Source organism: Leptolyngbya sp. GB1-A1 (assembly GCF_039962475.1).
Taxonomy (GTDB): Bacteria; Cyanobacteriota; Cyanobacteriia; order Elainellales; family Elainellaceae; genus Leptolyngbya_A.
Map to the genome: position 1 here is coordinate 306,753 of NZ_JAMPLI010000002.1, position 13,047 is coordinate 319,799.

Consider the following 13,047-nt stretch of genomic DNA (forward strand, 5'->3'; position numbering starts at 1 on the left):
GGATTAGAGAAGGTTCGTGACGCATAGCGTGGCAGCGACACTGATCGCCACCCACAGCAGAAAAACTCGTCTTGTCCAGTTCATCGCCTGCTGGATGCGATCGTACGTAATGGGATGAATGGGATCTCCCAACAGCGGCTTGTTTTTGATTACACCGTGATACTGGTTTTTGCCGCCCACCTGCACCCCCAGCACTGCCGCATAAACACATTCGCTCCAGCCTGCATTAGGACTTGGATCTTGAGGCGCATCTCGGCAGCAAATCTGCCAGACTTTTCGCGGTTGACCCGACAGTAATGCCAGCGTCAACACTGTCAGCCGACAGGGAACCCAGGTTAAGCCATCTTCTAATCGGGCACTGCACCAGCCCAGATCTTGATAGGGGGCTTCCCGGTAGCCCACCATCGAGTCCAGCGTGCTTGCCGCTTTGTATGCCAGTGCCAGTGGAACAGCCCCAATAGGGGAAAACGACCCGACGATCGCGTAAAACAAAGGAGCCAGCACGCCATCCACCGCATTTTCAGTCACGGTCTCCAGCACGGCTCGCAAAATTTCTGCTTCATCTAGATCAGCCGTCTCTCGCCCGACATAAAGACTGAGCCGCGATCGTGCCATTGCTAAATCGCCTGCCTGTAAAGGAGCCAGCACATCTTCTGCTGCCCGTCGCAGACTACGCCCCGCAAAACAGCTTGCCAGAAGAACGATCGCCGTAATTGCCCCAAACAGCGGATGCAGCCAGATTGCTCCTGCGATTGCCAGCCAGCCAGTCAGCGCACTCAGACCTATTATCCCGATCGCCAAGCCCACCCCTGCCGATCGCTGAACGATCGTGGATTTGAACCCCAACGCCCATCGGCTATACTGCTGAATTCCCCAACCCATCACTTGCACCGGATGAAGCCAGCCCCACGGATCGCCAATCCAGCAATCCAGCCCTGCTGCTCCTATGAGAACAAGGAGACTCATCACGGGTGACTGCAAAGCAATTTCCTTGAGGGGGTCGATCGAAAGCAGTTCCTCTGGCAGCGTCATCAAAGCAAACTCCATACGTTCTCAAACTTGCGGCTCATTCCATCCCAACCCGCTCTAACGTTATCGTCTCTTCTACAATCTGTATTCGTAAACCTGTATTCGTATCGCCTCAACAATTACCTAAACGCTTACCTATCCACTTAACTCCGATGCTTTCCCTTCCTTCCCCCAAATCAATTCGCCTGATTGCAACCGACATGGACGGAACTCTTACCCGATCGGGCAAATTCACTGCCCCCCTGCTGCAAGTTCTGACCGATTTACAAGACGCTCAAATTCCAGTAGTGATTGTGACTGGGCGATCGGCAGGATGGGTAAATGCGATCGTGAGCTATTTGCCTGTGGCTGCTGCGATCGCAGAGAACGGAGGGCTGTTCTACAAGGCAGATCATCCAAAACTCGAGCTGATCGTTTCGATTCCTGAGATTGCGCTGCATCGGCAAAAATTAGCGCAGATGTTTGGTGAGTTGCAGACGATCGTGCCTCACATTCAAGAGTCTGCAGACAATCGGTTTCGGATAACAGACTGGACGTTTGACATCGGGGAGTTATCCGAGGCAGAGCTTCAGCAGTTAAGCGATCGGTGTCAGCAGCAAGGCTGGGGATTTACCTACAGCACCGTGCAGTGTCACATTTTGCCGTTGGAGCAGAACAAAGCAGCCGGACTGTTGCAGGTGCTTCGTCAGCAGTTTTCCGATATCTCAGTTGATCAGGTGATCACGATCGGCGATAGTCCCAACGACGAGAGCTTGTTTGATGCTTGTTTCTTCCCGCATTCTGTTGGTGTGGCAAATATTGGTCACTATGGCGACCGCCTCACTCACAAACCCACTTACATTACGCAGGCAGAAGAAGCAGAAGGATTTTGTGAGCTAGCGCGATCGTTGCTTAATGATGTATCAATCTAAACTCATACTTAATCACCTATCTTAAACTCATAAATCTTGCTAGAAATAGGAAACTGTAAATCCTGCACTTGGTGCGTGACAAGAAATTTGGCAAACAAAAGCAAGTTTGCTCATTTCAAAGTCCTCCAGCATTAAGGGATATTTGGGGAGCTGGAAGCCTCAAACACTTATTCAGCAATCCCGCTAGACCCAACTTCCCAGAATCCCTCTAACCAAAGAACTTAAGGGCGATCGAGACCAAACTTAGAAAGGTGAAAAATCCGACAGCATCCAGGGTGGTCGTCAGCAGTGGACCGCTAATCAGAGCCGGATCGAGTCCAACTCGCTTCAGTCCCATCGGCAGTAAGGTTCCTAGACTAGCGGCAATAAAGACATTCACAATCATGACGCCACCCGCCACGAACGACACCCATCTTTCTGCCGGAACTGCCCAGAGCAGCGACAGGATCGCCAGCGCGAGTCCCAGCCCGGCAGCGGTTCCCAGTCCTGCCAGCAGCTCTTTGCGAAGGATTTTGAACGTATCGGCGTGAGTAACTTCTCCAATGCCCAAGCCGCGTACTGTCACCGAGAGTGCCTGAATTGCCACATTGCCGCTCGTATTAGACAGAATGGGCATCACGACTGCTAGCACCGGAACCAGCGAAATCACTGACTGAAACGGTGCGATCGCACTCGCAGCCCCCACGTAAAGCGCAATGTTGAGCAGCAGCCAGGGCAGACGTTTTTGAATGGTGACGATGGGCGGCGACAGCGCAGCCTCATCTCCTCCGGCTCCAGCAAGTTTCTGGATGTCTTCGGTGGCTTCTTGTTGCAGCACGTCGATCACGTCATCGATCGTTACAATTCCAACCAGGCGATCTTCGCGATCGACCACGGGAACCGCCAGCAGGTCATATCGCTGCATTAGCCGCGCCACTTCTTCCTGAGGCATTTCGGTGTAGACCTTAATCACCCGATCGCTGGCGATATCGCGAATCAGCACATCTGGGAAGGTAAACAGCAACTGACGCAGTGAAACAACGCTCATCAAGCGGCGCGAGTCATCGGTGACGTAGGCGTAGTAAATGGTTTCCTTGTCTTCGTCTGTGCGGCGAATCTTTTCTAACGCCTGTCCAACGGTCAAGCCCTCGCGCAGCTTCACATACTCGGTAGTCATAATCCGTCCGGCAGTGCCTTCGGGATAGCCGAGAATAATCGCGGTTGCCTGACGTTCTTCGAGGCTAAGTTGCTGAAGGAGCAAGCGCACAATTCGAGCGGGCAATTCGTCAAACAGTTCAGCGCGATCGTCTGGACGCATTGAGTTCACTAACTGCCGCACATCCACCGCGTGCAAAGACTCAATCAGCGATTCCTGAATGTCGGTAGGCAAATATTCAAACACATCGGTTGCCTGCTGTTTTCGCAGCAGCCGGAAAACGATCGCTCTTTGTTCTGAGGGCAGTTCGCTAATATACTCGCTGATATCTACCGATTGCAGTTCGGTGAGTTCTGCTTTTAGGCGGTTTAAGTCAGATAGCCGATCGCCCACAGAAAATTCCGACAGGGCAAGCTTGCGTTCCTGGGTAAGCATTAAGAACCTCCTATGAATTTCCCTCGCGCCGGGAAACTCATCCTGGGTCAGACTCGCTAGGTCAGACGTGCAATGGCTTACCGTGCAAGGGCTATGTACTGTGGGGGAATGGACTTCGGTCCATAGAGAAAACAGAATTCAACATCAATGCCAATAAATTGGACATTGCTACCCGACATGATAACCCGCTTGTGCCGCAATTAGAAAAGCTTCACGCAACTTTCAGAACATGGACTTACGCAAATTGACGGAGATCAGGAGCGGTTTGGCTTGAGAATCGGTATCAGGGCAGAACCGCAGTAGACAGGAGGCGTAATTTTACGCTGGTCGTCGCTTAATCGCCTCTTTGTCATCAATTGGGTCATCCACTGGTCATACAGAAGATTTGCCATCTATCTAGGGCAACATTACGTCAGCAGGCTGTGATATTGTTCAGAAATTCATATCGCATCCGTTGTAGTCGCTGATGCCTCCTTATAGGTAGGAGTAAAACTATGCTGGAAAAGAATCGGCTCTCGAATCGGCTTTTTGATCGGTTAAACGAAGCCCTGCAAAGCGGCAGCAAGGTTTGGATCGAAGTTCCAGGCGATCGCTATGCAGGAAGACCCATTTATCTGGATTCAGAATTTGTCGAGGTGCTTTGCATTTACACCCCTGATAAAACCGAATCCTCCAGTGAACCTTGCCTGTCTACCACCTGGCTGATCCGCCTATCGCAAATTGTTGCAGTGGCTTATCCGTCTGAGCAGTGGTCTGCCGATCGCCTGACGCGCCTGCTTCAAGCCCAATCGCCTAAGCCTGAGCGCGACGAACCTGCGGCTTGATGGGATAAGGATATTCCTTCAAGTGATCACTGTGGGTTGAGCCATCCCTGTGAGCGATCGAATTTGGGCAAGGCGATCGGCAATCTCAATAAAGTCCGTTAGCGTTTGCTGTACCTCGAAGCTCTGGCAGTTGATGTTGGGTTCGTACCGTTCCAGGTAAACCCGCAGTGTCGCGCCCTGAGTACCTGTGCCGGATAGCCGGAACACGATGCGCGAGCCGTCCGTGAATCCGATTCGGATGCCCTGCTGTTGGCTGATGCTGCCATCGATCGGGTCAAGATAAGCAAAGTCGTCACTGTACTGGACTTCGTATTGTCCAAATCTTTCTCCTTTGAGACTGGGCAGTTTCGATCGCAGCTGGGCAATTAAGGTTTCGGCGCGATCGGTTTCAATGCCTTCATAGTCATGCCGTGAGTAGTAGTTGCGTCCGTAAGTGCGCCAGTGATTCTGTACGATTTGTTCCACCGACTGCTGCTGTACGGCAATTAAATTGAGCCAGAACAGCACTGCCCACAGTCCATCCTTCTCGCGGATGTGGTTTGAGCCAGTGCCGAAGCTTTCTTCGCCGCAGAGTGTGATTCTCCCAGCGTCCAGCAAATTGCCAAAAAACTTCCAGCCCGTCGGGGTTTCGTAGCAGTCGATTCCAAGTTTTGCCGCGACCCGATCGACGGCTGCGCTGGTGGGCATCGATCGCGCTACTCCTGCCAATCCGGTTCGATAACCCGGAACCCGATGAGCATTTGCCGCCAACACTGCCAGACTATCGCTAGGCGTCACAAAAAACCGCCGTCCTAAAATCATATTTCGATCGCCGTCTCCGTCTGAGGCGGCACCAAAATCGATCGCGTTATGCCCAAACAGACGATCGACCAGTTCTTTGGCATACACCAGGTTGGGGTCAGGATGTCCGCCGCCAAAATCTTCTTGCGGGATGCCATTTTGCACGGTTCCAACCGATGCGCCCAGTCGCCGCTCAAAGATCGCATGGGCATAGGAACCTGTAACGGCGTGCATTGCATCAAAACACATGCGAAAGTTGCCGGAGATCAAGAGAGACTGAATTCGATCGAAGTCAAAAATCTTCTCCATCAGACTCATATAGTCCGCGATCGGATCAATCACTTCAACGAGCATTTCGCCAAGCTGCGTTTCGCCCAAGCGATCGAGATCAACATCTGAAACTTCCATGAGTTTGAAGCGATCGATCGTGCGGCTCCGCTGGTAGATTTCATCCGTAACCGTTTCAGAAGCGGGTCCCCCATTGCTGCTGTTGAACTTGATGCCAAAATCGCCGTTCACGCCGCCCGGATTGTGGCTAGCAGACAGAATGATGCCGCCAACTGCGCCAAATTTGCGAATCATCCCAGAAGCCGCCGGAGTCGAGAGAATGCCGCCCTGCCCCACCTTGACCCGCGCAAATCCATTTGCTGCCGCCATTCTCAGAATGATCTGGATTGCAGTTCGGTTATAGTAGCGTCCGTCGCCGCCCAGTATCAGCAGTTGCCCTGCGCAGTCTAAACCATCAAAGATTGCCTGCACAAAGTTTTCCAGATAGCGAAACTGGCGAAAGGTTTGGACGGGCTTTCTCAGTCCCGAAGTGCCGGGTTTCTGATCTAGATACGGCGTGGTAGCAACGGTGCGAATATTAATGCTTTTCACGGGAATTTGAGCGGAGGTTTGGCATCCTCTTTAAAGCTAAACATTTAAAGCGAAACAGATTTAAAGCGAAACAGAAACTCGACAAAAAGGGATAGATGATGCATCAGAGCAAGTTTAACCGATCGCTGAATAATTCTGTCTAGAAGGATGATGGAGAAGTAGCGGGTGGGTGTTTGGGATGCTGGAAGATCTCTCTGGCTGCCTTTGCCGGGGCACAGCCCTCACATTCCCTTTCGCGCAAATCATGGGCGACTGCGAGGTGCGGGTGATTTGGAGACGATTTTTTCCTCTGCTTTGACTTCGTTCTTGAGCGGCTGATCGTTCTCAAAATCAGAAATATTTTGCATCGTTGTTTCGGCAATATTTTCTAACGCTTCCTTGGTGAAAAATGCCTGATGCGCCGTAATCAAAACATTCGGAAATGTAGTCAATCGCTCAAATAAATCATCCTGAATAATTTCGTTGGACAAATCCTCAAAAAACAGGTCAGATTCCTGCTCGTACACATCTAAACCCAAGGCGCCAATCTTCTTTGACTTTAAGCCTTTGATCGCTGCTTCGGTATCAACCAACCCCCCCCGGCTGGTATTAATTAGCATGGCTCCCGGCTTCATTTGCTCGATCGCTTTTGGGTTAATCAGGTGATACGTTTCCGGCGTGAGGGGACAGTGCAGTGAGATGATGTCCGACTGGCACAGCAGTTCGGGCAGATCGACATATTGACCAACTGCTTCAAATGCGGGTTTTTTGAACAAATCGTAGCCCAATACCTGGCAGCCAAAGCCGTTCATAATCTGAGCGAAAATTTGCCCAATCTTGCCAGTTCCCACTACGCCGATCGTGCGACCATGCAGATCAAAGCCGAGCAGTCCTTCAAGGGAAAAGTTACCTTCCCGAACGCGATTGTAGGCACGATGAGTTTTGCGGTTTAGCGTTTGAATCATCGCAACGACGTGTTCTGCGACCGCATAAGGCGAATACGCCGGAACTCGCACAACCTGCATTCCGAGTCGTGCCGCAGCCTTGAGATCGACGTGATTAAACCCGGTAGAGCGGAGCGCAATCAGACTTGTTCCATGCGATGCCAAAATTTCTAAGGTCGCTGCATCGGCAACATCATTCACAAAGATACAAACTGCCGGATAGCGATTTGCTAAAGAAGCCGTATTGCGATTGAGCTGCACCTCAAAAAAGACGAGTTCATGCTCATGGTCATAGTTCGCGACTTCAAGAAATTGCCGATCGTATTCCCTGGTACTAAAAACCGCAACTTTCATCCCGCACCTCAAGCAAAATGCTAATTAGACGATCGATGGAAAGCTGCCTTAATTAAACTATCAGGAGAGGGATTTAACCCAAAAAAAAGCTGTAAATTTGCTTTTTGGGCGAGAATGAACCTTTTGCTTTTTGATAAATTTTAGGAATTGTTTGACGAGTGTTTAAGGGTCTACATTGCCCCCGAAACAGGTCAACTTTAGGGGACACTTTGAAACCCAACAGGAGGCTAACTCGGTTCCCCCAAGAATTGGGAAGCTAGGGAGGCAGTTCACGCTCTGTTTTTTCAACATCAGCCTTGTCTAACAGCAGTCCCCACTGAGCATTATACGGATGGATCGATCGCACCCTTTGCTCCTCTCGATACACCGGATAGCCCTGATTGACCCACTCAAAAGCCGACCCCTCCAGATTGCGAACATTTTGATAGCCTGCTGCCTGCAAGCGAGCGCACAGTCGTGCCGATCGATAGCCGACCGAACAATAACAGACGATCGACGTATCGGGCGGGTAAGGGAGATCAGAGAAGTCTTTGGTGGCGGGATCAATCTGCTGTGCTGCTGGCAGGTGGCTCACGGCGTATTCCGAAGCCGATCGCACATCGAGTAAAACGGGTTTTGGCTCTTGTTGAAGCTGCGCTGTCAGGGTTGCGGGATCGATCGGCTGCACCTGGGGAAACTTGCGCCGAATTGAACGCTTGACCAGTTTCCAGAGAAGGGAACGTAACCAGGCAGGCAGGGCGACCATTGCTCAATCACAAAACGACAGGCGGAAGCATTACATTCGCCAGGGTTTGATGCAGATCGACCACACGACCCACTACGGCGATCGCCGGAGCCTCAAATCCGGTTTCTTCGACCTGCTGAGCGATCGTCTCTAGTGTGCCAATGAGCTGTTCCTGGTCGGGACGGGTTCCCCAGCGAATCAGGGCGATCGGCGTGTGAGGGTCTAAACCTGCGGCGGTGAGTTCATGCACAATATGGGGCAGGTTATGAACGCCCATGTAAATCACGATCGTTTCTGAGCCGTGGGCAATCGCCTGCCAGTTCACCTGCGGACGGTATTTGCCTGCTGACTCATGACCTGTGACAAATGTGACCGACGAACTGTAGGCGCGATGGGTGAGCGGAATGCCCACATACGCCGGAGCCGCGATCCCAGACGTGATACCCGGTACAACTTCCACCGGAACGCCTGCCTGCATCAGGTCTTCCATTTCTTCGCCGCCCCGCCCGAAGACAAAGGGATCGCCGCCTTTGAGCCGCACGACGATCGCGTGATGCTGCGCCTTCTCGACGAGAAGCTGGGTGGTTTCTTCCTGAACCAGGGAGTGTCGTCCCCGCCGCTTGCCTGCATCGATTTTTTCAGCGTCAGGATTAATCATTGCCAGGATCGGCGGGCTTACCAGCGCATCATAAATCACCACATCAGCGTGTTCGAGTAGTCCCTTGCCCTTCAGCGTCATCAAGCCCGGATCGCCTGGACCCGCGCCCACCAGATAAACTTTGCCCACGGAAGGGGCGATCGGATTAGAGCATTCGTGACTGGAGACTGAAGCGGCAGACCGGAAAATCGACTGATTCGGCAGGGTGATGTCGTCGTTCATGCAGGAGAGGGGATGAGGAGAGTACTGCTTGGGCAAACTTGCGTCTTAACGAGGGTCTGAGAACTAGTGTCTTAAAACTGGTGTCTTTAAAGCCTTGTACCTTGTGCTTTTAACAGAACAATAGGCGTGACCGATGCGGAATCCAGTATCGCTGAATACAAAATATTACCATTTATGAAGAACCTGCATGGGGCAAATGCTGATTTTGTATCCAAGTCGATCGAAAACGCGAGCTGAAAACAGAAATTCCCAGGATATGCCTGGGAACCACTGAATTTATTTGTTTTGGCGTATGACCTTAGTCTAGCGAACTCGATCAGGAATGAGCCTTGAACCCGAGCGAATTTGTCAGACGCAGATGACAATTGCTAGAACGCAGGCTGGAGGCATAGTTTGGAAGTATCAGCAGTCCTGCTTTAGCCTCCCAACCCCGACAAGTAGGGGAATCCCAATCCAGTTTCCGGTTGGGGGTTCCGCGATGACCCCCGGCTTACGATTTAGTTGAATTCAAGACCGAGGGAGAAGGAGGAACAGTCTCTTTTTGCAGATTTGAAATGTAGTAGGGCTGCTTGCCGCGTGGAGTCACGAGCCAGCTTGAGTGTCCGCGCACATGGTCATAGATTGCCACGATCGCAATAATATTCTTAAAGAAAATATAGGGAACCAGCATCAGGACGTGATTGACGTAGTAGTAGAGTGGATAGCGTACCTGAGCCACTTTCGCGGTTGCTAGCGTTTGATAGACTCCGCCGATAAACGAAATCATTGTGCTGAACCACAGATAGTTATTCAGGTTATCGGGAATTGTGCCATCGGATAGCGACAGGCTAAGGACGATCGGAATAATCTGGATAGCAACCAGCGAATAAAACTCACAGTAATAAAGCAAATAAATCCAGAAAGCCTTTTGCACTAAGCTGAGCTTATCGGAATTCCAGAGCTGTCGCTGATATTTGAGTGCTACTTCCAGCCAGCCCTGCGCCCAGCGTTTGCGCTGAAACCAGAAAGATTTCAAATCCACTGGAGCCAGTTCGGTGCTGATAATGCTGCGATCGTGCAAAATCCGATAGCCCTGGAGCAGGGTTCGCATTGAGGCATCAATATCCTCGGTCAGCATTGCCGCATTAAAGCGAATTTGCTTCAGTACCTCAGTTCGCCAGTAGCCGTTGGAGCCGCCAAAAATGCTGGAATCCGTGAGAAAAGATTTTGCCGAGTGAACAATGCCGTAGATCATTTCAAACTCAATGGCGATCGTCTGGGTCAGCAAATTCTCCTGGTGGTTGCGAATAATGCTGCGTCCCTGCACTACGTCATAGCCCTGCTCGATCCAGTGCCATGCCCGAAACAAACAATCGGGCGCGGGGTGATGATCCGCGTCCAGAATGCAGGTAATTTCTCCAGTAACCAGATCAAAGGCGGCATTGAGGTTTTCGGCTTTCGATCGACTTCCCTCCACCCGCAAGAGCTTGAGTTCTGGGTAAACCTGGGCAAGCCTTCGCAAATTTTCCTCGATTGATAAGTCGTGGGGGGTGTTGTATGCCAGCACGACCTCGATTCCGTCTGGCGGACGCTGCACGCTCAGCAGAATATGTTCCAGCGTTTCCAGGATGATTTCTTGCTCATTGGGCAAATAGGCAGCCAGCAGGAAGGAACAGCGAGGAACGGGCAATTTAGGATAAGGCTGTCTTGCGCCCCCCAGCCCCAAACGAGATTTAAAACGGTAATAAAATCGACGAAAGCGATTGCGCTCAGCCTTATAATCATCCGTGGCGAAACGACGAGCGATCGCACTGGTCGATTCCACCAGCAGCATCAGCCCACTAATCACATAGAACGTGGCAATCAGCAGATGTAGACTGGTGACGCTCCAGCCTTCTAGCCGCATCCAATAAAACACGATCGTTGGAAAACCAATCAGCACGACATGGGCAACCAATGCCTTGCGTAGCTCGACCGTCCACTTCCTCACTTACGTTACCCTCCTCACTGAACAATGAGTTGCTAATGGCTACAGGATGCCTCACATCTGCCCCCTTGTGGGAGATCTAGCTGACAGATTGTGATGCGACTTCTCGCCTGGGGACGATTTATCGAGTTCAAGCTCCTGCTGCGTGACCCATTGGGTTTTGCTTCTGTAGTCAGATTGACACAGATAGAGCCGCTTACCGTCAAGTAATCGTCCCACCTGGAGGATCGTCCAGCCACCTTCGTCGCCATAGCGAACCCGATCGCCGACCTGGAACCCCCAAGTTTGCTGCTGCCCTGAGGCGGGTATCAAAGCGTGATCCACGCTCCGCAGGAATGCCATCGTCAACTGCTGGATCAGTGGAGTAGTGTAATCTGCAAGAACAGACAAAATCAAGGTTCCTACTACCAGGAGTGGCAAGAGACGGGAGTAGGACGGCAAAGAATTTCCAACTGAGAGATGAATTGTGCGATCGATTACGAAGTTATGAATTAAGAAAAAGCTATAGGTGTGGCGACCCAGCCTGCCCATCGCGGCTTCCAGCAGCCTTGACTTTTGCAGCCAGCGGCAGATGGCATAGCAAAGCCCTGCCAAGCCAATCGGCAACAGTAAATCGGCAAAAATCCAACCAAAACGACTGAACTGACACAGCCAGCCGATCGCATACACCATGCTACTCAGCAGAACGACCCGCCGCAGCCGCCAGAACAAAACGCCTCTGCCCTGCAAAAATGCCTGAGCCAGCACCATACCCACCACGAAGGAACTGAGCCGCGCTAAAAACGGCACAAACGGTAGCCAATCGTGACTGGTCTCGAACACCACATAAGTTGGATGCCCGCCAAACCAGTAAACTGCCATCGTGCGATAGGCGATCGTAAGTCCTAAACTCACCAGCAGCAGCCGACACGCGCCCCAGCGATGCAGCAGCTTCCACAGCAGCGGAAAGATCAAAATAAAGCTGAGAATCAGGGGTACAAACCACCAGGGACCGCTTGTGGCAAGGAGCTGCTCGCCATCAAACTCAAACAATAGTGGAAACACGGCTCCTGTAAACATATTCCAGGGGTCAGGGCTGTAGCGATTGGTCAGTCGTCCAATCAGCCACAGAATCGGGTAGCTGCACCAGGCGATCGTCCAGTAGGGAAACAAAACTCGGGTAAATCGACGGCGAAGAAACTGCACAGGTTCCAGCGGTCTACCCTTAAGCGAGAGAACCGTGGTAAAGCCGCTTAGCAGAATAAACAGATCTACGGCTTGATAGCCAAACCAGATCGGCACGCTCAACGCCTTTCCTAAAATGCCCGGTCCAAGGCGATCGGAGGCATAGGCAATTCGCCCCAGGTTATCGATCAAGCCTGTCGGCTGCGGGGTGTAGCCATAGTCGGTAAACAATAGTTGGGCATGATAAAGCAGCACCATGACTGCCGCAAACACCCGAATTCCCTCAACCCAGACCAGCCGGGAAGAGGATTCTTTGTGTGAAGAACGCTGAGCTTGTTTTTCAGCAACACGGGCGTTTTTCATGAGTTTTTACTGATTGAACCTACTGATTGACCTGATTGACCGAAATGCGTCCCGAACAGCCTCCTTAGCCCCACAACCTTGGAAAGAACCGAGCCACCTCGCCTACATTCAAAGTCCCCCCTTGCTCTTGGAGAGTGGCAAGTCAAAAGTTGCGGGATTTAGGGGGTATTGTAAAACCGCTCATACTACTCAAATATCCTCCAACACTTCCGGTAGCAATATTTACCAGTAGCAACCTTATCAGTAGTAATATTTGCTTAGTAGTAATATTTACTCAACAAAATGTGCTGCCCTGCTGATTCACAAAGCAGCACTCTATCCATTTTTAGCAACCTGTGAAATCGTTCTAATGATGCAATTCTCGATCGAATTCATTCGGGATCAAGCTGCGATCGAACAAGTTCAATCATCAAAAGCAAGGGTAAATTACATTTTGCCTTTTTGCATGACTTCTTTCAGGTGATTCCGAACTTCTTCGGCGTGCTTTCTGTCTTCTTCTTGAATTTTTTTCAACAGTTCAACACAGGGTTGAGAACCAGCCGACTCGGCATCCTTCACGTAGGTATCGTAGAGCTGAACCGCATCCGATTTGTTCTTCAGAACTGCCAGCAAATCGTATTCTAGGTCGTTAATAACTCTGCTGTTGTTGTTAGTAGTCATAATGAAATCCTCTTGAGGTG

Annotated in this window: 11 protein-coding genes; 2 read left to right on the forward strand and 9 right to left on the reverse strand. The window is 51.2% G+C overall.

Going from position 1 to position 13,047, the window contains the following annotated elements; genetic code table 11:
- Positions 1-3: 3 nt before the first annotated feature.
- Positions 4-966 carry an adenosylcobinamide-phosphate synthase CbiB gene (gene cbiB / locus NDI45_RS03270; protein WP_348246417.1) on the reverse strand — a complete coding sequence of 321 codons (963 nt, stop codon included), beginning with the start codon at positions 964-966 and terminating at the stop codon, positions 4-6.
- Positions 967-1,181: 215 nt separating this feature from the next.
- On the opposite strand from cbiB, the gene NDI45_RS03275 reads away from it, so the two are divergent.
- Positions 1,182-1,940 (forward strand): HAD family hydrolase, encoded by a 759-nt coding sequence (locus tag NDI45_RS03275; protein WP_190790312.1) that lies wholly within the window; start codon positions 1,182-1,184, stop codon positions 1,938-1,940.
- 208 nt (positions 1,941-2,148) lie between these two features.
- Here the strand turns inward: NDI45_RS03275 and mgtE are convergent, their stop codons facing one another.
- Positions 2,149-3,510, reverse strand: a complete 1,362-nt coding sequence (mgtE, locus tag NDI45_RS03280) for a magnesium transporter (RefSeq protein WP_348246284.1) — start codon at positions 3,508-3,510, stop codon at positions 2,149-2,151.
- Between the two features lie 494 nt (positions 3,511-4,004).
- Here mgtE and NDI45_RS03285 point away from each other — a divergent pair, with 494 nt between their 5' ends.
- Positions 4,005-4,334: a hypothetical protein gene (locus NDI45_RS03285; protein WP_190790314.1), complete on the forward strand. Its 330-nt coding sequence runs from the start codon at positions 4,005-4,007 to the stop codon at positions 4,332-4,334.
- An 18-nt stretch (positions 4,335-4,352) separates the two neighbouring features.
- Here the strand turns inward: NDI45_RS03285 and NDI45_RS03290 are convergent, their stop codons facing one another.
- The 7 genes from NDI45_RS03290 to NDI45_RS03320 form a co-directional block, all read right to left on the reverse strand.
- Positions 4,353-5,984: an alpha-D-glucose phosphate-specific phosphoglucomutase gene (locus NDI45_RS03290; protein WP_348246419.1), complete on the reverse strand. Its 1,632-nt coding sequence runs from the start codon at positions 5,982-5,984 to the stop codon at positions 4,353-4,355.
- A gap of 251 nt (positions 5,985-6,235) precedes the next feature.
- Positions 6,236-7,270: a 2-hydroxyacid dehydrogenase gene (locus tag NDI45_RS03295; RefSeq protein ID WP_348246286.1), complete on the reverse strand. Its 1,035-nt coding sequence runs from the start codon at positions 7,268-7,270 to the stop codon at positions 6,236-6,238.
- Between the two features lie 256 nt (positions 7,271-7,526).
- Positions 7,527-8,015 (reverse strand): rhodanese-like domain-containing protein, encoded by a 489-nt coding sequence (locus NDI45_RS03300; RefSeq protein ID WP_190790316.1) that lies wholly within the window; start codon positions 8,013-8,015, stop codon positions 7,527-7,529.
- 7 nt (positions 8,016-8,022) lie between these two features.
- On the reverse strand, positions 8,023-8,874 hold the full coding sequence (gene cobA, locus NDI45_RS03305) for a uroporphyrinogen-III C-methyltransferase (RefSeq protein WP_190790317.1): 852 nt from the start codon (positions 8,872-8,874) through the stop codon (positions 8,023-8,025).
- A 490-nt stretch (positions 8,875-9,364) separates the two neighbouring features.
- Positions 9,365-10,843 carry a glycosyltransferase family 2 protein gene (locus tag NDI45_RS03310; protein WP_348246289.1) on the reverse strand — a complete coding sequence of 493 codons (1,479 nt, stop codon included), beginning with the start codon at positions 10,841-10,843 and terminating at the stop codon, positions 9,365-9,367.
- 51 nt (positions 10,844-10,894) lie between these two features.
- Positions 10,895-12,367, reverse strand: a complete 1,473-nt coding sequence (locus tag NDI45_RS03315) for an acyltransferase (protein WP_348246291.1) — start codon at positions 12,365-12,367, stop codon at positions 10,895-10,897.
- Positions 12,368-12,793: 426 nt separating this feature from the next.
- The gene (locus NDI45_RS03320; protein WP_190790320.1) at positions 12,794-13,027 is read right to left on the reverse strand and encodes a hypothetical protein; all 234 of its coding nucleotides are present in this window, start codon (positions 13,025-13,027) and stop codon (positions 12,794-12,796) included.
- Positions 13,028-13,047 lie beyond the last annotated feature (20 nt).